The sequence below is a fragment of the Pseudoalteromonas sp. ND6B genome, from assembly GCF_000764215.1.
Lineage (GTDB): Bacteria > Pseudomonadota > Gammaproteobacteria > Enterobacterales > Alteromonadaceae > Pseudoalteromonas > Pseudoalteromonas tetraodonis.
This window is the reverse complement of the sequence record NZ_JQFL01000038.1, coordinates 115,384-135,695: the sequence shown is the minus strand read 5'-3', so window position 1 is coordinate 135,695 and position 20,312 is coordinate 115,384. Positions and strand designations below refer to the sequence as shown.

Annotated in this window: 12 protein-coding genes and 2 rRNA genes; 8 read left to right on the top strand and 6 right to left on the bottom strand. The window is 41.3% G+C overall.

Features of this window, described 5'->3' with window-relative positions; genetic code table 11:
- A 23S ribosomal RNA gene (locus ND6B_RS0119240) occupies positions 1–265 on the top strand; the annotation flags it as partial.
- A gap of 133 nt (positions 266–398) precedes the next feature.
- A 5S ribosomal RNA gene (rrf, locus tag ND6B_RS08825) occupies positions 399–513 on the top strand.
- Between the two features lie 828 nt (positions 514–1,341).
- Here rrf and ND6B_RS08830 read toward each other — a convergent pair.
- Both ND6B_RS08830 and ND6B_RS08835 read right to left on the bottom strand, forming a co-directional pair.
- The gene (locus ND6B_RS08830; protein WP_033103588.1) at positions 1,342–2,613 is read right to left on the bottom strand and encodes a LysM peptidoglycan-binding domain-containing protein; all 1,272 of its coding nucleotides are present in this window, start codon (positions 2,611–2,613) and stop codon (positions 1,342–1,344) included.
- Positions 2,614–2,679: 66 nt separating this feature from the next.
- Positions 2,680–3,543, bottom strand: coding sequence for a LytR/AlgR family response regulator transcription factor (locus ND6B_RS08835; RefSeq protein WP_028834743.1), 864 nt, complete (start codon positions 3,541–3,543; stop codon positions 2,680–2,682).
- A 181-nt stretch (positions 3,544–3,724) separates the two neighbouring features.
- Between ND6B_RS08835 and ND6B_RS08840 the strand changes: the two genes are divergently transcribed.
- Complete coding sequence (locus ND6B_RS08840; RefSeq protein ID WP_051686691.1) at positions 3,725–5,005, top strand: acyltransferase family protein; 1,281 nt, start codon at positions 3,725–3,727, stop codon at positions 5,003–5,005.
- 138 nt (positions 5,006–5,143) lie between these two features.
- Positions 5,144–6,592, top strand: a complete 1,449-nt coding sequence (locus tag ND6B_RS08845; RefSeq protein ID WP_033103587.1) for a tetratricopeptide repeat protein — start codon at positions 5,144–5,146, stop codon at positions 6,590–6,592.
- A gap of 57 nt (positions 6,593–6,649) precedes the next feature.
- On the opposite strand, the gene ND6B_RS08850 is transcribed toward ND6B_RS08845, so the two are convergent.
- Positions 6,650–7,177, bottom strand: a complete 528-nt coding sequence (locus ND6B_RS08850) for a sugar O-acetyltransferase (protein WP_033103586.1) — start codon at positions 7,175–7,177, stop codon at positions 6,650–6,652.
- 162 nt (positions 7,178–7,339) lie between these two features.
- Between ND6B_RS08850 and ND6B_RS08855 the strand changes: the two genes are divergently transcribed.
- From ND6B_RS08855 to ND6B_RS08870, 4 genes are all read left to right on the top strand, one after another.
- Positions 7,340–8,104, top strand: coding sequence for a DeoR/GlpR family DNA-binding transcription regulator (locus ND6B_RS08855; RefSeq protein ID WP_016898983.1), 765 nt, complete (start codon positions 7,340–7,342; stop codon positions 8,102–8,104).
- A gap of 46 nt (positions 8,105–8,150) precedes the next feature.
- Positions 8,151–9,971 (top strand): glutamine--fructose-6-phosphate transaminase (isomerizing), encoded by a 1,821-nt coding sequence (gene glmS / locus ND6B_RS08860; RefSeq protein ID WP_033103585.1) that lies wholly within the window; start codon positions 8,151–8,153, stop codon positions 9,969–9,971.
- Positions 9,972–10,081: 110 nt separating this feature from the next.
- Positions 10,082–11,272 (top strand): alpha/beta hydrolase-fold protein, encoded by a 1,191-nt coding sequence (locus ND6B_RS08865; protein ID WP_033103584.1) that lies wholly within the window; start codon positions 10,082–10,084, stop codon positions 11,270–11,272.
- Between the two features lie 150 nt (positions 11,273–11,422).
- The gene (locus ND6B_RS08870; protein WP_033103583.1) at positions 11,423–12,724 is read left to right on the top strand and encodes a DEAD/DEAH box helicase; all 1,302 of its coding nucleotides are present in this window, start codon (positions 11,423–11,425) and stop codon (positions 12,722–12,724) included.
- Positions 12,725–12,816: 92 nt separating this feature from the next.
- On the opposite strand, the gene ND6B_RS08875 is transcribed toward ND6B_RS08870, so the two are convergent.
- From ND6B_RS08875 to ND6B_RS08885, 3 genes are all read right to left on the bottom strand, one after another.
- A complete protein-coding gene (locus tag ND6B_RS08875) occupies positions 12,817–16,038 on the bottom strand; it encodes a S41 family peptidase (RefSeq protein WP_033103582.1) in 3,222 nt (1,073 codons plus the stop codon).
- A 145-nt stretch (positions 16,039–16,183) separates the two neighbouring features.
- A complete protein-coding gene (locus ND6B_RS08880; protein WP_033103581.1) occupies positions 16,184–17,581 on the bottom strand; it encodes a hypothetical protein in 1,398 nt (465 codons plus the stop codon).
- 32 nt (positions 17,582–17,613) lie between these two features.
- Positions 17,614–20,025 (bottom strand): TonB-dependent receptor, encoded by a 2,412-nt coding sequence (locus ND6B_RS08885; protein ID WP_033103580.1) that lies wholly within the window; start codon positions 20,023–20,025, stop codon positions 17,614–17,616.
- Positions 20,026–20,312: the final 287 nt, after the last annotated feature.

The following is a 20,312-nucleotide window of genomic DNA, read 5'->3' as shown; positions in this document are numbered from 1 at the left end:
GAGGGGTTGCTCCTAGTACGAGAGGACCGGAGTGAACGAACCGCTGGTGTTCGGGTTGTCATGCCAATGGCATTGCCCGGTAGCTACGTTCGGAACTGATAAGCGCTGAAAGCATCTAAGCGCGAAGCAGGCCTCGAGATGAGTTCTCACTAGACTTTTAAAGTCTCTGAAGGGCCGTTGAAGACTACAACGTTGATAGGCAAGATGTGGAAGTGGTGTGAGCCATTAAGCTAACTTGTACTAATTACCCGTGAGGCTTAACCATACAACGCCAAACGCGTTTTATGTGATAGTTTAAGCGCAGAAGTTAATATAACTAAAGTAGATACTTGAAGACTTTATTATCAGAGATTCCAAATTTTAGTAAGCTTGATTAAATCGAACTTACACCAAATTTGCTTGGTGACAATAGCGTTTTGGACCCACCTGACCCCATGCCGAACTCAGTAGTGAAACGAAACAGCGCCGATGATAGTGTAGCATTTGCTATGTGAAAGTAGGACATTACCAGGCTCCAAATAAGAGAAACCCGTTACAGCAATGTAGCGGGTTTTTTGCTGTTTGGGATTTAATAAAAAAACCAAGAGCCCATGCCGAACTCAGTAGTGGCCGCTCTCGTACATCCTGTACTTCACGGCATTCGTATTCCTATACATCAAACAAAACAGCGCGAAGGCAAGCCTCACACAAGGCCGCCCCGACACAAAGATAGTGTCGCATTTGCTATATGGCTCTCTACCGCTGTGGGCACTACGACATTACCAGGCTCCAAATAAGAGAAACCCGTTACAGCAATGTGACGGGTTTTTTGTTGTCTGCAGGAAAGTAAAAATATTAGCTATCAGCCGTCAGCTATCAGTTGCACAGCGTTAACCTGACCATCGTAGCTTGGGTTGAGTATTACGAAACTCATGGGTAAAAGAACGCACCGACTACCTCAGAGTCCAATTCATCCCATTAAAAAACATAAGTGTACCTTGTTGTGTGGCTCTCTACCGCGGCGGGCACTACGACATTACCATGGCTCCAAATTTAGAAAGCCCGACTAGCAATCGTCGGGCTTTTTACGTACGCAGGAATGACACACTAAAGGCCTGTGGTGATAGATGTTATACCAGTTCGCTTAATTAAGCGGTCTATTTTGATGTAGTAAAAACGGGTTGATAGCTAGGAAAAAAATTCGCTATTTAGTTGTTCTAAATGAGAATTTTTTAACACAGATAGCGACACGTTTAGCCCCGCAAAATGATTGAGTATTATTGCGGATTGGTATTAGGTCTTTTGAAGGGTATATGGGCTGATAAATTCATCAGTCCATATATTTAATAATCAGCGAGGTCGTTAGCGATTAGATAAGAATACAGTAAGCTTTTTACCTATTTTTAAATGGTCGCTCGAAAGGTTATTCCATTGTTTTAGTTTAGTAATACTGACTTTGTAGTGGCTGGAAATTTTCCATAAGCTATCACCCGATTTAACCTGATATTCAATTTGGGTATCGGCTAATTGAGGGAGCACAAGCTTTTGGCCAATTCTAATGGTGTTACTTTTTAGATCGTTAAACGCTTTGAGTTGGCTAATACCCACTTTGTAGCGTTTCGCTATAACACTTAAGCTATCGCCACGTTTTACTGTGTAGTGTTGCCACTGACTATAATCATTGGAATCAAGATTAGCGAGCATGTCTTTAAATTGTGTTTGTTCAGCAACTGGAACAACAATGTGGGGCGCATCAATAATTGCAGGAAAGCGGATCACACCATGGTTTAAAAATTCAAGTTGCTGCCATTGCTTTTGGTTATCTAAAATAACAGCGTCATCAATAGGCAATACTGCAATTGTTGGGCTGTTTGAAATTGTAGGAAAAGCCATTTTTTGGCTTTTTAATAATTGTGCCGCAGCTAGTAATTTTGGCACGTACTGACTGGTTTGTTTGGGCAGTTTTAAGTTGAAAAAATCAGTGGGTTTGCCTTGTTTTTTATTATTACTAATTGCTCTAAGTACACGACCTTCACCTAAGTTATAGGCTGCTATAGCGTGATACCAATCACCATCAAAGCGCCTGTGTAAATATTCCATAAAATCCAACGCTGCTCGGGTACTGTCTATTACGTCCTGACGTCCGTCATACCAAGAGGATATTTGCACTTTAAAATATTTAGCAATGGCAGGCGTTAATTGCCAAAGTCCAGATGCATGCTTGTGCGAATAGGCACTGGCATCAAAGTCACTTTCAATTAGCGGCATTAATGCTAATTCTATGGGTAAGTTCCGCTTTTCAACCTCTGTGACTATATAATAAAGATAAGGCTCAGCACGGCGACTAATTTCATCCATGTAATTTGGGTGCGATAAATACCATGCTATACGTTGCTGTACATCTGGGTGGCTAGAATTGGCAAATGTAAGCTGCGCTCGGATGCGTTGCCACACATCATCGAGTTTCTGAGAACTTAAGGGAGCTATTTGCTCAATATTTTCGTTTTGTTCTTTAACAACAATATTCGGGTTAGCTTTAATATCAGGTTGTGAAGATGGCTGTTCGGGTGTGGTTTCACAACCGGATAAAATTAACACTAATGGCAAAATGCGGATAAATCGATTTAAAGGCACGTACTAAACTACTCCGAAAAAATGAATGTGGCTAACCTAAAGCAGGTTAGCTTAACATAGCGTGAGTTAAGAATGACTTGTAGTTGAATTTAACAGTTCCTTAAATTGATCTTTATAGCGACGCGATAAGTTAAGTATTTTTCCTGTTGTAAGTTTTACTTCACTATCTCCACTTGCTAATGGCGTGATTGATTCAACCGCGTCTAACCTAACCGCATGAGAACGGTGAATGCGGCAAAATCCTTGTGGTTCTAACTGAGTTATAAGTTGTGTCATGGTTGCACGAAAAGGGTAAATTCGAGCGCCAATATGTAGATTTACATAATTGCCATTTGATTCAAGCCAATCTACTTCTGCTACGCGAACAATAAATTCTTTTCCCAGCTTTTTTACCAGTAGCCTGTCTAAGTTTACATGTTCAGCAGTATCTTCGCCTTGACTGATCGGGGCTGCTTCACCTGTTAATTGGCTCACGACATATTGATAGGTTTTAATAACAACAATCAAAAATAAGAATCCCCACAAATCTTTGCGGTATTCATAAAGTAACTCAAACCATACTAACCCAAAGTCATATTGCATACCCTGCACGGTGTAAATGAGTTTGCGGATAGCGACCATAATACCAATATGTAATAACGAAAAAGCAATGCTCGCTACTAAGTACAGTAATATTGAATGAGAGATTTTTTGCCAATTAAAGGGCTTAGCTTTTAATAACCAAACTAAAGCCGGAAACAATAATAAAGTGCCAATAGCACTCGAGTATTCCCACACAAAGGGCTCCCAGATCATAAAAGGAAGTGCGCCATCACGTTGGGCTTCCATAATATTTGAGCTGGCATTAATGGTGTTGTTTATAAAAATATAACTAGATAAAAATAATGCCGCATACCATCTCTGGTAGCGTTGAAAGTGCGATAAAGTGATCATTATTATTGTAACTCTTAAAAGACCATCATTAGACTAGCAAGATAGTGATAGATCACCAAACTTATCATCCCTGATATCCACCGCTTATCCCTACTGACTGTTTTATCAGCCTTTTGTGATTGCTTAACGCAGAGTGTTGTTCATAGTTGTTATTAATTACTCATAAGTTAAATCTTCTATGAATCTTAAAATAGTCATTAAAAATACAACACGTACGCTATTAAAACCTTGGGTAAATGTGTTTAACCAAGGTGAAGAGTTACCATCTCGCCGTTATGATTTAGATTGGCTGAGAGTACTTGCCTTTGGCTTATTAATTTTTTACCACACCGGCATGTTATACAGTGAAAATTGGGGCTTTCATTTTAAAAGTCAGTACTTATCCAGCGGTATTGAAAACGTCATGCTTTTATTGTCGCCATGGCGGATGGGATTAATTTGGTTTATTTCAGGTGTGGCGCTGCGCTTTATTGTTGCGCGCTTTAGTCTAGGTATGTTTTTAACTACGCGAAGTGTAAAAATATTACTGCCTTTATTGTTTGGCATTTGGTTTATAGTGCCTATTCAGCTTTATGCGCAAATGAGCCAAGAGGTTGGTTTAGCTATGAGCTTTTGGCAGTTCTACCAGCAGTTCTTTGATTTAACTAACCCTTTATTTAATCACTATCAAGCAGGGATTTGGCCTCATGTCGATGTAAACCATCTTTGGTATTTGCGTTCGTTATGGCAATTTACTTTATTGCTAGTGCTAGCGATGCCGCTGCTTCATCACGCTACTGTGCAAGCTGTAATCACGCGTTTATGTAATAGATCGTTACTGGTGATTTTCATCACTCTGTTACTGCCGTTATGTATTTTAAAGTTAAGCTGGCCGAGTGATACATTCAGATATCCCATGGGCGCACTGTTTTTACTTTATGGTTACTTGCTTGCGTTACAGTCTGCATTTTATAGCCAGCTACTTCGCCATTGGCGAGTGCTATTCGTGGTATTTATTTTAGGTTATTTAGTTGTCGTGCTGGGTTATCACACGATTTGGCAAAACCCTGCTGCTAGCCAATGGCAAATTACCAGCATGGATATGCTGTATACTGCGCAACGGTTAATGGGCGTGTTGTTAATGCTGGCACTAGCACAACGTTTTTTGAATCACGATCACCCTAAACTGGCTTTATTAAACTGTGCAGTATTCCCTTTTTATCTATTACATCAAAGTGTGATTATTGGCCTTGCCTTTTATTTGTCGAAGCTGCAATTAGGTGGTTTTGTGGAGCCATTACTTATACTCAGCCTCACTTTCATTATTTGTTGGCTGGTGTTTCTTGCTGCGCGCCGTATCGACTTATTAAGCCTACTGTTAGGGATTAAAGTCACAGGTAAATATAAAGCATGGCAAGTTAAAGTGGGCTTTTATTGCGGACTTATATTGGTAAGCCCGTTGATTTTTAGGTTGATTTAGCATCAAAAAAATAGCTTAGAATATTTTATAAATACTTGGTTTTAAGTGGTATGTGCTACAAAACTCGGTTAGATTAAAAGATTACTATGTGGTTATAACTACAACTTTGGCAAAGCAAACTTATTTTAGGGATGATTGATGCGTTTTTTCTTACTATTTGTATTTTTATGGTGTTTGACTAGCGCAGCTTTTGCTACAACAACACCTAATTCAACGCCTGTAAATTCTGCTCCTATTATTGCTAATACGCACAATAGCCAAGATTTGATGTTTCAGCAACTGTTTAGTATGCAAAACCAGCTTGTTCGACTAGATGAAAAGCTACAGCAACAAAAATTACTCGGTAATGATATTAAGACCTTAGAAGCGGCACAGCAAGCACTCAAAGTTCAACTTACTAACTTACAAACTAAACTTGAAGCGCAAGAAAAGCTGCAAACTAATCAGTTAAATGGGGTTGATGGGCGGATTTCTGACATAGCAAGTAATACTAATATGTGGGGCTTGGCATTGACTATTTTTGGTTTGATTATCACGGTTTCTGCAATCGCTCTCGGTTTTAGTGCAAAAAACAGAGCGGTATACGAAGCCAAGCAGGCTGCTAATATAGCCTCAGAAAGTCATATGGAAAAATGGTTATTAGATAATAAAGGTAAATTAATTTCAGAGACCAAAGTTGAGCTCGAAAAGGTGAGCCTTGAGCTAAAAGAGCGAGCCGAAAAGTTAGCAACAGAAGCGAGTGCTGCACTAAATAAAATTGAGCGTGATCTAATAGAAGAAAGTAAAAGAATTATTACCTCAAATAAAGGGGAAACAGGTAAAGATTTAAGTAAACACAACAAACCTTCTACAAGGGCTTCAGCTAAAAATTGGTTTAAAGTCGGTTTAAGTGCATTTGAAAAGAGTGAATATGATGAAGCTTTAAAAGCTTGGGCAAAAGTATTGCAGTTATTAGATCAAAAAGAAGAGCCCGAACTTTACGCTGTCACACTGATGAACCAAGGTATTACTTATGGTCAGCAAGACAAACTTGAGGATGCACTAAGCAGCTTTAAAACCTTGATTGAGCAGTTCAAAGCTTCACCGAATGAAGAGATTCAAGTTCAAGTGGCTATGGCGATGTATAACCAAGGCGTTGCTTATGGTCAGCAAGACAAACTTGAGGATGCACTAAGCAGCTTTAAAACCTTGATTGAGCAGTTCAAAGGCTCATCGAATGAAGAAATTCAAAAAACTATAGCTAACTCAAGAGCAAATATAGCCGAACAGGCTTTAGTTTATGAAACGCCAGAACAGGTTCTTATTTATGTCGCAGAGGTAGAAAAATACTCAGATAACCCACAGTACTTAGCCGTAATGCAGTTTATTCGCTTTTTACTTGATGATAAAACGATTGAAGAAGTGTTTACTGCCTTAACCAAAATCCCAACGGAAATGAAATTAACGTGGAGCTTTAGAGAGATTAAAGATTACCTAACCGATAATTTTGAAGGTATAAAGCAGCAACAGATTCAAGCAGTTGTGCAGTATTTTGAGCAACATACAGATATTGAGCAATTAGGGGTTGAATTAGGAATTAAAGGCTAGCTCAATATAAATTAAATATCGCCGTAAACGACGACCTTTAGGGCGGGCTTTAGCGTGTTAAATATCCTTGAGCTTTATCGCGGGGTTACCGGCAACAACAGTGTTCGCAGCCACATCTTTGGTCACTATCGACCCTGCGCCCACAACAGCGTTTTCGCCAATGGTAACGCCAGCTAACACAATAACTCCCGCGCCAACCCATACGTTATTACCTATGGAGATTGGTGCTGCAAAGTTCTCTTTATTGAGCCGCTCTATGGGGTTCACAGCATGCGAAACTGTTAATAGTTGAACGTTCGGGCCAATTAAACAATCACTGCCAATGGTAATTGCACCCTCACTAATGGGGGCATCCAACACAGTGCAGTTAATGTTTATAAAAGTACGATCACCAATTTGTATTTGACTGCCATAGTCACAATGAAAGCCCGCTTCAATAATTACTCCATCACCACAGTGTGAGCATAATTCTTTTATTCGCTTTAAATTACCTTTACTGGGGCTTTTATTAAATAAGCGGCAAATTTCGTGCACAGTTTTACGCTGCGCTAGATTCTCTTTACTAATACTATTAAATGACTGCATATCAATTTTGTTTAACTTAAATAATGGTGCCTAGCTTAACCTACTTTAAGCATGATGATAATTTGAATAAAACTGCTTTATTTTTATGCATTCACTTGCCATTTATTATGTTTCGTTTAAAATCCCCTAACTTTCGAAACGAAACTTAATAGCAGTTACTTAATGACCAAACGAAACACCCAGCAACGCCGTCATCTGATCCTTAGCCAAGTAAATGAGCTTGGTGAAGTGGCCGTTGAGACTCTTGCTGAACAGTTTCAAACATCAGAAGTAACCATTCGAAAAGACTTAACCGCGCTTGAAAAAAGTGGCTTGTTGCTGCGCCGTTATGGTGGGGCTATTGCGCTACCAAAAGAGATAGTAAGCGATGAGATCGATTCTAAGCGCAAAGTAGCGATTGCTAAGGCAGCAGCGGCGCTTATAAAAGATCATAACCGCATTATTATTGACAGCGGCCGCACTACTGCAGCGATGATCCCTGAGTTAGCTACCAAGCAGGGGTTAGTTGTTATGACTAACGCAATTAAAGTGGCAACACGTTTATTAGCACTTGAAAACGAGCCAACCCTTTTGATGACAGGTGGCACGTGGGATCCGCATTCAGAATCGTTTCAAGGGCAAGTAGCTGAAAATGTTCTATGCTCATATGATTTTGATCAGCTATTTATAGGTGCCGATGGCATTGATGTAGCGCGTGGAACAACCACGTTTAATGAGCTTGTTGGATTAAGCCAAGTGATGGCTAAAGCGGCGCGCGAAGTTATTGTGCTGGTTGAGTCAGAAAAGATTGGCCGAAAAATACCAAATTTAGAATTACCGTGGCAAACAGTAACCACATTAATAACCGACAGTGGCTTAGCAAGTGATAAGCGTGCAGCCATAGAGGCGTGTGGTGTAAAACTAATTTGCGCAGAGATTATGGAATAGCAACTACATCGTGAGTTGCTAGAATTAAAAAATTAATGGAGACACTATGTGTGGAATCGTTGGGGCTGTTGCAGAACGTCCAGTAAATAAAATCTTAGTTGAAGGCCTTAAGCGTCTTGAGTACCGTGGTTATGACTCAGCAGGTGTAGCTTTACTTGAAGGCAATACTCTTAATACAGTTAAAGCAGTAGGTAAGGTTGTAAACTTAGAGTCAGCACTTGAACAAGCTGGTGTTAGCGGTCACACAGGTATTGCACACACTCGTTGGGCAACTCATGGCGGTGTAACTAAAGCCAATGCTCACCCACATGTTTCAAGCAATCAATTAGCGCTTGTACATAATGGTATCATTGAAAACCACGCAAGCTTGCGTGCAGCACTTAAAGGCGACGGTTACGAGTTTTTATCAGACACCGACACTGAAGTCATGGTGCATTTAATTCATCAGTTACGTCAGCAGCACACGACTTTATTAGCGTCAGTTCAAGCAGCTGTTAAACAGTTTGAAGGCGCATTTGGTACCGTTGTGTTTGATAAAGCGAATGATAACGAAATTATTGTAGCGCGCTCAGGCAGCCCGTTAGTTATTGGTTTAGGCCTTGGTGAAAACTTTATTGCCTCTGATCAACTTGCATTATTACCGGTGACTCGCAGCTTTATCTTCTTAGAAGAAGGTGATGTAGCGCGCATTACTCGCGACACAGTAGAAATTTTTGATGCCGATGGCAACGCGGTTGAACGTGAGGTTGTTGAATCAAACATCACACAAGATGCATCAGGCAAAGGTGATTACCGTCACTATATGCTAAAAGAAATTTATGAGCAGCCACTTGCAGTACGTAACACCCTTGAAGGACGTTTAAACGATGACCGCGTCGCGATTGATGCCTTTGGCGACAGCGCACAGCAAATATTTAAAGACGTAAAACACGTACAAATTATTGCCTGTGGAACGTCATACCACTCAGGTATGGTTGCTCGTTACTGGCTTGAGCAATTTGCAGGTGTTAGCTGTAACGTAGAAATTGCTTCTGAGTTCCGTTACCGCCAATCGTTTGTACACGAAAATAGTCTGCTAGTAACGATTTCACAGTCAGGTGAAACGGCTGATACTTTAGCTGCACTGCGTTTAGCCAAAGAGCAAGGCTACATGGGGTCAATGACTATTTGTAACGTACCAGGCTCATCGCTTGTACGCGAATCAGACCTTGCCTTTATGACCAAAGCTGGTGCTGAAATTGGTGTAGCCTCTACTAAAGCATTTACTACGCAGCTTGTTGGTTTGTTAATGCTTACTGCGTCTATTGCGCAAGAAAAAGGCTTAGATCAAAGCACGATTGTTAACGCTATTAAACTGCTACCAGCTAAATTAGAGGAAACGCTATTGTTGGCTGATGGTATTGCAGACCTTGCAGAAGAGTTTGCTGATAAACACCACTCACTGTTTTTAGGTCGCGGGTCGCAATACCCAATCGCGATGGAAGGCGCACTTAAGCTTAAAGAGATTTCATACATTCACGCTGAAGCATACGCAGCAGGTGAGCTTAAACACGGCCCATTAGCACTCATTGATGCCGACATGCCAATTATTGTTGTAGCACCAAACAACGAATTGCTTGAAAAGCTTAAATCAAACGTAGAAGAAGTACGTGCACGTGGTGGCATCATCTATGTATTCGCTGATAAAGATTCACACTTTGAGTCAGACGACACCATGCGTGTGATCAACGTAAACCACGTAGATGACGTAATTGCCCCTGTTGTATATACAATTCCACTACAGTTACTATCGTACTATGTAGCGGTCATTAAAGGCACTGACGTTGACCAACCACGTAACTTAGCAAAATCGGTTACAGTTGAGTAAAATCAACAGGTTATAGGTTTTGATTAATGTTAAAAAAGCGCTTAAGGCGCTTTTTTTGTGCCTGGAAGTCTGTTAGCTTAAGTAACTTATTATTCTCTAAGGGATTAGTCATGCGTTTATTTACTGCCATTTGTTTTATTAGCTTTAGTATTTTTAGTTCACAAAGTGCCTTTGCACAATCTGACACTAAACAGCAAAGTGCTGATGACTCTCAATTCATGCACACTATTAAATCTACTGTTTTAAACGAAGAACGCACTGTTGTTGTACAGTTACCAAAGAGCTACCAAGCTGAGTCAAATAAGGTATATCCTGTTATATATCGCTTAGATGGCGCGGGTAATATACCGCTTGCAAGTGCTGTTATTGAGCGTTTACAAAATGATAATCGTGCGCCTGAGGTTATTATTGTCGCTATTGAAAACACTAATCGACTTAGAGATTTTTACCCTACAGTGAATAAAGAGCCACAGGGCCCAGTTGGTGAAGGGGGCGGTGCTACAACGTTTTTAGCGTTCTTTGAGCAAGAGCTCATTCCTTTAGTTAATAAAAACTATCGCACGCATGACTATAAGGTTATTGCTGGCGCATCTGCTGGTGGTGTATTTGCGTTGTATGCTTTGCAGGCAAAGCCCGAACTATTTCAAGCGCATATTGCTTATAGCCCTGCGGTTTGGTGGAACTATGGCGCAATGGTAAAAAGTACAAAATCGTTTATAGCTAAAACGAAAGACCTTAACAGTTACGTTTACACCAATATTGGCGAAGAAGCCGGTATAATGCGTGAAAGGTACGATGAATTACAGCAATCACTGCAATCGCATAAAGTGCAAGGGTTACGCTTTTTTAGTGATGCGTTTGATGGTATCTCGCATGGCTTAACCTCTGCTGCTGGCGTATTTAATGCCTATTACAACTTATTTTTACCTAAGCAAATGCCAATCAGTGCTTTAACTGACGATGTTGTCTCTATTGATGCTTATTACCAAAATCTATCTCAACAATGGGGCGAACAGGTATCGCCACCGGATCGCGCTGTTAGGCTACTTGGTTATAACCTAACGGATAACCAGCAATTTGAACGGGCTATTGAGGTGTTTAAATACAATATAAAAAATCACCCAAAATCAGTTAGTGCGATCTCTGCTTTATCTTATGGCTATGAGATGCAAGGTAATATTAGTCAAGCGCTGGCTCATATGAAATCTGCTTTAGCCATTGCAGATGACTCATACCCTTATATAAATTACTTAAAAGAAACAAAAGTCAGGTTACAAGCAGAGTTTGATAAGCGTAACTAGGGTTTTTAGTTACTGTTAAATAAAAACGACGCGCAAGCGTCTTTTTATTAGTTGTAGCTAAATATTATTTAAATCACTAACCCCTACTTAATACGTGCTAAATACGCTAAAATTACAGGCTACTTTTTTAGCAATAAGCCCGTAATAAATATGACCTCAGCCGCAAGCCCTAGTACTTTTAACGATCTTGGCCTTATTCCAGAGCTAATTGCTCGTTTAACTGATTTACAATATAGCCAACCTACGCCAATTCAAGCTAAGGCGATCCCAAGTGTACTTGCTGGTAGCGATTTAATTGCGGGGGCAAATACCGGCTCAGGTAAAACAGCAACCTTTGCTTTGCCTATGCTACAAACGCTATTTTTAGCGCAAGGTGCTAAAAAAACTGCTAGCAAAGGTAACTTTGTTTCAGGGCTAATTTTAGTGCCTACTCGTGAGCTGGCAACGCAGGTGGCTGATAGTGTTAAATCATACTCTGCAAACTTTAATGGCGCGATTAAAACGGTAGCGGTGTTTGGCGGTGTATCGGTTAATACCCAAATGCAGGCACTACGTGGCGGAGCTGATATTATCGTGGCAACCCCAGGGCGTTTACTCGACTTAATATCAAGCAATGCTATTAAGCTTGATAAAGTTTCAACCTTAGTGCTTGATGAAGCTGATCGCATGTTAAGCCTTGGCTTTACCGAAGAGCTTGCAGAGCTGTTGGCGTTAATGCCTGCTAAAAAGCAAACCATGTTGTTTTCAGCAACCTTTCCAGATCAAGTCACACAATTAACGCAAGAGCTGTTAACCAACCCTGTTGAAATACAAGTTCAAAGTAAAGACGAAAGCACATTAGTTCAGCGCGTTTTTACGGTTAATAAAGGCGAGAAAACCACGGTTTTAGCGCACTTAATTAAGCAGCACAAATGGCGCCAAGCGCTGATTTTTGTCAATGCTAAAAAAGACTGTGAGCATTTAGCGGGCAAACTTGAAAAGCGTGGCGTGAATGCGCAAGTGTTCCATGGTGATAAAGGCCAAAGCGAGCGTACTCGCGTAATAGAAAAGTTTAAAGCGGGCGAAATAGAAGTACTAATTGCCACCGATATTGCAGCCCGTGGTTTAGATATTGCCAAACTGCCTGTTGTAATTAACTTTAACTTACCGCGCAGCCCTGCTGATTACATGCATCGTATTGGCCGAAGTGGCCGTGCCGGTGAAGTAGGTTTAGCGTTATCACTGATTGATTATGAAGACTTTCATCACTTTAAAATAATCGAGAAAAAAAACAAACTTCGCTTAGAGCGCGAAGAGGTTACAGGCTTTGCTGTAAACCAAGCCAACCTTGATGCCGCACAAGCACTTAAAAATGATAAGCCAATGGCCAAGCCTGAAGGTACCGGTAAGAAAAAGAAGAAAAACAAAGCCAACCAAGAAGATGACGTATGGAGCGGCTGGAGAAAAAGATAAGCCTTAATACATATAAGTCATTAAACTCGAATTATTAAAAACCCTGCAAATTTGCAGGGTTTTTTTATTAGCTAATATTGCTAAGCAGCAAATTAAAAATCAGTAGGTGCTGGTGGCACCACTAAAGGTTGCTTAGGGTTTTCTTTAAGCTCCTTTAATAACTCTTGTACAGCACGCTCTATTGATGGGTCTTGGCCTTTATAAATAAGCTCAGGACGATCGATTACTTTAATATCTGGTGCAACACCTTCGTTTTCTATGATCCAGTTACCTTTTGTATCTAAAATACGGAATGTAGCAGCAATTACTTGCCCGCCGTCTACAAGGCTTGGGTTACCAGAAATACCAATTAAACCACCCCATGTACGGGTACCAATTAGCTTACCTAGACCAGCTTGGCGGAAGTAGTAAGGAATTGCGTCACCACCAGAACTTGAATAGCCATTTATTAGCATGGCTTTAGGACCATTGTGTGCAAACTGCGGTGTTTTAGTTGGTTCTACACCACGGCGTTTCCAATAGTTAAGCGGTTTACGCGCAAGCCAGGTGATCATATGCTCAGGAATAAAACCGCCGCCATTGTAACGGTCATCAATAATCATGGCATCTTTGGTTGTTTGCGGCATGTAGTTTTTAAACATGGCGCGATTGCCCTCATAGGCTGTATTTGGCAGGTGCACATAGCCAATACGCCCATTTGATAGCTTATCAACGTAGGCTGCACGCGAATTAACCCAGTCTAAATAACGTAGGCCTTGCTCACTTGCTATCGGTTTTACAGTTATTTGCCATGCGCCTTTGCTACGCGGCTTGTTGTTTAGCACTAACTCTACTTGCTCACCTTGGGTGTTTTCAAGGAGTTCGTAAAAGTTAGCAACGTCTTTAACTGAGCGGCCATTTACCGCAATAATGTAATCGCCGTTATGTACTTTTACACCTGTGGTGCCAAGCGGTGAACGGAAATCGTCATGCCAGTTTTCACCTTTAAAGATTTGTTCTATTTTTACATAACCAGATGGGTCGCTTGCAAGCTTAGCGCCTAATAAACCATGGTTTTTACGCTCTGCTTTAGGCATATCACCCGACTGCACATAAATATGGCCAGAGTTAATTTCACCGGCAATTTCGCTAAGAACATAATCAAGGTCGCTACGATGGCTAATGGCATCAGCCATAGGTTGGTATTTAGCTAAAATAGCATCCCAATCTTGTCCGTGATGGTTTTCGTCGTAGAACCAATCGCGCAGTGTGCGCCAACCTTCTACATACATTTGTTGCCACTCTGCTTGCGGATTAATTTTAAGCGTCATTTTGCTTAAATCGAGCTTATTTGCGTCTAAATCTTGTTTTGGCTTAGGTTCAATTAAGCTGTAACCGCCATCTGTATGTACAAGTAGGTGTTCGCTATTGCTTGAAATAGTGTAATTACTAACGCCTTTGGCGACTGTTTCTAGCTCACTGTTGTGATCGGTGCCTATTAGCTGTAAACCGCCATTAGCAAGAGTTAGTACGCCGTCTTTTACTGCGGTTAAGCTACGGTAATCGCCTGCTGGGGCATTAAGTGCGGTAACACGTTGCATAAAGTCATTGCTTTGCAGTGCATTTTTAACATTTTTGTCGTCTTCTTTTTCATCTTCTTTATCTTGGACAATCGTGGCTTCGTCACTTTGTAAGGCAATAAGCGGTTTAACACTATCGTTTACTGCAGCTGCATAAATACGAGTTGCACGATTAAACATGTAATCAAACTCGTAGCTACTAAATGCCAGGTTAAAGTCGCGCTCTGAGCTAAAGTAAAGATATTGACCATCAGGCGAAAAAGTAGGGTTTTGCTCATTACTCATTTCGTCTGTTAAGCGCGTTACCTTTTTCTTTTTAAGGTTGTAGTGCCATAGCGAGGCATAACGGTTTTCGTTATTTTTAACAAATACAATGTCTTGGCTGTTAGGCGACCAAGTATATTGAGTAATGCCGTCTTCGTCGTAAATACCGGTATCAATTTTGTGTTGCTTGCCCGATTTTGCATCTAACCACCAAAGTGTGTTGTTTTTATCTGAAAACAACAACTTAGAGCTATCTGGTGACCAAATGGGCGTAAAGCGCCAAATAGTGCCATTGCTAGTGAGTTGCTTAATAGCATTATTTTTACTGCGATCTTTTAAGTAAATTTCGTACTCGCCGCTTTCATCGCTCATGTAGGCTATGTAGCGCCCATTTGGTGACCAGCTTGCATCTATTTCGCGGCTTTTTTCTGTGTAAGATAAGTTGCGTGTAGGCCCTTGTTTAATTGGTACACTAAACAGCTCACCACGGGCAGTAAATACAGCGCGTTTACCATCGTGAGAGAGCGACATAGAATCAATAAAATCGCTAACATTTTTGCTATACGGCATTGCGTATTGGCGCACGCCAGCAATGTTAATGCTTAGCTTAGCGCTTTTTTGTGTTTTTGCGTCAAAGCGATATAAATAACCGCCGTTTTCATAAACAATCGCATTTGGGCCAGCTGAAGGCCAAAGTACGTCAAAGTTTTTATAGTTGGTAAGTTTTTTTGGTTCGCTGCCTTTACGGTACTGGTAAAGGTTTAGCGTGTAATCACGGTCAGACACAAAGTAAATATCGTCACCGACCCAAGTTGGTTGCTGGTCGGTTGCACGGTTTGTAGTTAGTTGTTCTGAGGTGTTTTTTTCTAAATCATAAATCCATACATCTTGCGCACGACCACCACGAGTACGTTTCCACGTACGAAACTCTCGGTCAATTGGCGTATAAACATACTTGCTGCCATCTGGAGATAGCATGCCGCCACCAGTTTCTGGAATCGCTAATGGCTGTTCAAGTCCGCCATCTGCAGGAACCATGTAAGGGCGGCCCATACGTTTTCCCCATGGTGTGCGGTTAGCTCTAAATACCACATTTTTACCATCGGCGGTCCAATCTAAAACGCGGTAATCAAAACCTCCACGCGGTGGCATTGGGCCAACGTCATTATAATAAGTAAGTTGCTTTAGGTTTGAACCGTCACTGTTGATCACATAAATTTGTCGGCTACCGTTATACTCGGCTGAAAATGCAATGCGCTTACCGTCAGGGGAAAACTTAGGAAATGTTTCAAAGCCAATATGATCGGTTAAGCGTTTGCTTTCGCCTGTTTGCGTATTCGCAATATAAATATCGCCACTGTAGACAAAGGTAACGGTTTGGTTATGAATATCTGGAAAGCGAAGTAAACGAGTGTCTTTAGTCTCATAGGCCGATACACCCGGCGCGATTCCTGCAGCCAAGGCAAGAGCCAATGTTGTTAGTTTTTTCATGGAATTACGTCCTATATTAATAGCTATCCCATCATAACAATAAGGTGCAAAATAGCGATGCACTTACGATAAAAGGTCTGTTACAAAATGTGAATAAAAAAGGTTGGCAAAAAGCGCCAACCTTTAAGTAAATACAGATATAAAATTAATGTTCGTGTGCGTGTTCTTCCTCTTGTGCAATACCTAACCAAGTGATAGCCGCTGGTGGGAATGTAAGTTCTAGTTCACCTTCAATTTCTAAGTCTTCTAGGTGTACTTGCACAACGTGTTGGGCTATTGGGTCGGCTACGTAAGCAAACTGACCATTTTGCGCTACTGTCATACTAAACTTCATGCCTTCAGGCATAGTTGTTACGTCTTCTTGTGTAATATCAACTTGACCTGCTAGCTCCCAGTGTATGTGATCGTCGTGCGCATGCGCCTCAAGCACATTTAAAAAGCCTAGGCTGTCTAAAACTAAAAAGTGCTCGCCATTCGCTGAGAAAGAGTAAGAAACAGCGCTTGCGCCATCGGCTAGTTGCCATTCAAATTCTTCCATTTCAGCTTTCGCAGGATTTATACTCACAATCACAGCAGGGCCGCCGCCGTGACCAGATGCAACACCAATAAAGGTTTCGCTGCCCTCATGGCCGTATATACTACCAATGCGTAAGTCGCCGACGGCATCAATATTTATTACTTTTTCAGCGTGGTATTCGTCATCATGCTGGTGGGCTAATAGCACACCGTCACTACAGCCGAACGCTACGTAATCATGGTTTTGTGCTGAGCCGTGCAAATCAGGGCATGTTAACTCTAACGTTTGTTCAAGTTCGTATTCGCCATCATGAAAGTGATAAACCCCTACCTGATCCGGCAAAATTTTAGCGTTTGATGTACTTTGAGCATCATCGCGGCGAATGGTCGCTAATAAATGCTCTCCACGAGGCTCAGCGACGCCGTGCATATTAATGTCGTAACTAATACCAGGTAAGGTCGCTATTGCGTTTGTTATGTCGTTATCTGTTAATACTTCAACAGACGCAGTTGTGCCTGATGCTGCATCACCATCATAAAATACCGCTAATTTACCATCGTACTTTACCAAGTGAGTAGGGCGACTGCCGCTAGTTAGCTCATAACTGCTAAACTCAGGGCTTTGTTCGTAATCATGAAGGTGTGCGCCGTGATCTTCGCGCCACAAGCCACCGTCTATAAAGCCGAGGTAATCTTGAGCGCGGCTAGCAATCACGGCATAACGAAAGTCAGGCGACGACGATAGCGTGTTTGAATCATTAGTAAGAGTGAATGTATCAAGAAGCTCATTGTCGTCTAAGTCGAAAAAGTTCGCTTCGTTGCTATCCCCAGCAAGTATCGCAAGCCTACCTAATGAATCAATAGTGTATTCATCACCGTGGTCGCCACCATCGCCATGATCGTGGCCGTCATCAGGTACTTCTATTGGGTCTTTTTCAACAATGTTTGTTTCTGCATCACCACAAGCGGTGATTAATGTGCTGCTTATTGCCAGTGCAATTAATTTTAATTTGAATAGTTTAGTCATGTTAATTTCCTTTATTTATAATTTTTTAGCGCTTAAAAATAACCGCGAATACCTAACGCAAAGCTACGACCTGGACGTGGTGCTATATTCTTTAAAAATGAGCTATGCACGCGCGCTTCTGTGTCTGTTAAGTTAGTGCCTCGTAGATACACGGACATATCTTGATTTAGCACTGATAAGTCATATGAAACGCTGGCATCAAGCATGGTGTAGCCGTTTGTGGTTGTTTCTTCTGGCGCGGTACGGTCTTGCTCTTGATAACGAGTTACGTGAAGGTGCGCACTTAGCTTATTTGTTTGGTAGCTAAACTCAGTACCAAAACGTAGCGGTGGTGTGCGTGGTAAATCGCCACCGTCTTTAAGGCGTGCACGAACGTAATCTGAGAATAAATTAACTTTAAACTCATCGGTTAACTGCCATGCAAATTGGGCTTCAAAGCCATGCAAAATTACGTCATCTGTTTTAAATAAATAAACTGGGAGTTCAGATGAGTGATCATGCTCGTCACCGTGGTCATGATTATGCTCATCACCATGGTCGTGGCCGCTTTCGGCGTATAGGCCTGTGTCGATTTGGTAATAATAATTGTCGACTTGGTTGTAGAAAGCATTAAGAATGAAACCGATATCACCTTGGGTTTTACGAAACGTTAAATCAATATTATTTGCTGTTTCTAGGTCAAGCGCTTGCTCAGATAAACCAAAATGGCCGTCTTCATGAATATCAAATAGTGCGCCTACTTCATAAGTACCAGTTCCAATGTGAGGGCCGAATGATAATAGCTCAGACACCGAAGGAGCGCGCTCAGAACGAGATACCGATAAACCCAAGTTGTAACTAGGTGCAAAATCCCACACGACGCCTGTTGATAAACTGACAGGAGTGAATTCTTGTTCTACGTCAAATACGCGAGTATTGCCGGCATGTTCTTCATGAGCATGATCGTCATGAACACCTGTGTCATTGTGTGCGTGTGCATCAATGTTAGGTAGTAACACGTTATCAGCATCGATGATTACCCGTTCAACTCGGCCACCTAATTGCACTAAAAAGTCACCAAAGTGTTTTTCTTCCATCAGTGCTATAGCAAAGCTTTGTGTTTGTGACGGTGGTGTGAATGCCTCTGAGCCTTGCGCTTCAACATCACTGTGTTTGTAATGAAAGCTCAAACCACCATTCCACTGCGCAAACGGGTTATGCATTAAGTCTACGCGTAACTCATTGGTTTCATTTTCAAACGTGGTACCCACTGCGCCATGTTCAATTTCAGCATGTTCGTAATCTGTAAAACCTGCGCGCAGGTTTACTCTATTAAGCCATTTGTTATCAAGGTTATATTCACCTAGCAACTGCACTTTAGTTTGCTCTAAGTCGGCATATACGCTTTCCTCAGCGCTATTAACATCTTCGCCACCATGGGTGTGGCCTGGAATGCCGTATTGACGATTAAATTGCTCAACAGCTATACCTACAAAACCTTGATCAAATAGATAGCTAGTACCTAAGGTAAAGCCGTCAGACTCTTCATTACTATTTGCAACGGTGTAATCGCCACTATGTTCTTCATGGTTATGGTCATCATGGGCTAATTCAGCGGCCACGGGTATTTCATAGTCATCGGCTTCACGCCAAAAGGCGTCGGCATAAAATGCAAAAGAATCAGTTCCTGTAGTGGCGTTAAACGAGGCTACTTTTTGATTATCAACAGAGTTGTGCTCAAGGTTCCATTCGCCGCGAGTTGTGCTGTCGGTAGGCACCCGATTATCAACTACATTAACCACACCACCAATGGCGCCGCTGCCATAAAATAATGTGGCAGGGCCACGTAATACTTCGATTTGTTTTGCGGTTGATGCCTCTGATGCGACTGAGTGATCAGGGCCAACGCGCGAAACATCACTGACATCAAGACCATTTTGAGTAATTAGAACACGCGGCCCGCTTAAGCCGCGAATAATAGGTGTACTGGCTACTTTTGCATGAAAGTTAGTATTAACCCCCGGGAGTTTTTCAAGGCTATCGCCAAGGGTTGCAGCTTGCTGCCGTCTTAATTGTTCGCCAGATAACACGCTAACGGGAGACGCGGATTCCATTGCCGACATGTGAATAGGCGTCGCTTCAATATCAATTACTTCAATGGGTGAACGTTCTAAGTTAAAGGTAATTGATTGGCTTTTATCATCACTAAATGTGATATCTCGATGCAGATGGGCATAACCAGGGGCGGTAATATGAAGTTCTTTTAAACCACTTTTTAAATCAGTTATTACGAACTTACCGCTTGCATCTGTTACTGCTGTTATATCTGAGCCTTCAACTTCTACAGTTGCGTTGGTCACAACTTTACCTTGGTTGTTTAGAACAACACCTTCGATGGTATTTGCAAGCGTATTTGTTGGTAGTAGGGCTGCTATAAACAAAGCTAATTGAGATTTTCGTGTCATTTGAATTCCTTTGCGAATGTTATATTGTATCAATTGTGCTTGAAATGTTATATTGTATCAATAGTTGATTAACTAAAAATCACTCAGGATATATAATTTGGCTGCTTCATCTACATAATTTAAATTAAATTTATTTAAATTCAGTGCTTTAAGTGTTTCTGTCATTGTTTAGGTGTTGTTCGTGGGGGATCTGTTTGCTGTAAAGCAAAAGTTAGTTGTTACATTTATTTAGCTCTAGTTAATAAATTTTTAGGTAAAACCACAGCGGAGGCATTGAGCAACAAGGA

Bases quoted from the DNA above. Each gene is read 5' to 3' on its own strand.
- ND6B_RS08845 (WP_033103587.1), top strand. From the start codon at position 5,144: ATGCGTTTTTTCTTACTATTTGTATTTTTATGGTGTTTGACTAGCGCA.
- glmS (WP_033103585.1), top strand. From the start codon at position 8,151: ATGTGTGGAATCGTTGGGGCTGTTGCAGAACGTCCAGTAAATAAAATC.
- ND6B_RS08855 (WP_016898983.1), top strand. From the start codon at position 7,340: ATGACCAAACGAAACACCCAGCAACGCCGTCATCTGATCCTTAGCCAA.
- ND6B_RS08840 (WP_051686691.1), top strand. From the start codon at position 3,725: ATGAATCTTAAAATAGTCATTAAAAATACAACACGTACGCTATTAAAA.
- ND6B_RS08880 (WP_033103581.1), bottom strand. From the start codon at position 17,581: ATGACTAAACTATTCAAATTAAAATTAATTGCACTGGCAATAAGCAGC.
- ND6B_RS08870 (WP_033103583.1), top strand. From the start codon at position 11,423: ATGACCTCAGCCGCAAGCCCTAGTACTTTTAACGATCTTGGCCTTATT.
- ND6B_RS08885 (WP_033103580.1), bottom strand. From the start codon at position 20,025: ATGACACGAAAATCTCAATTAGCTTTGTTTATAGCAGCCCTACTACCA.
- ND6B_RS08865 (WP_033103584.1), top strand. From the start codon at position 10,082: ATGCGTTTATTTACTGCCATTTGTTTTATTAGCTTTAGTATTTTTAGT.
- ND6B_RS08850 (WP_033103586.1), bottom strand. From the start codon at position 7,177: ATGCAGTCATTTAATAGTATTAGTAAAGAGAATCTAGCGCAGCGTAAA.
- ND6B_RS08875 (WP_033103582.1), bottom strand. From the start codon at position 16,038: ATGAAAAAACTAACAACATTGGCTCTTGCCTTGGCTGCAGGAATCGCG.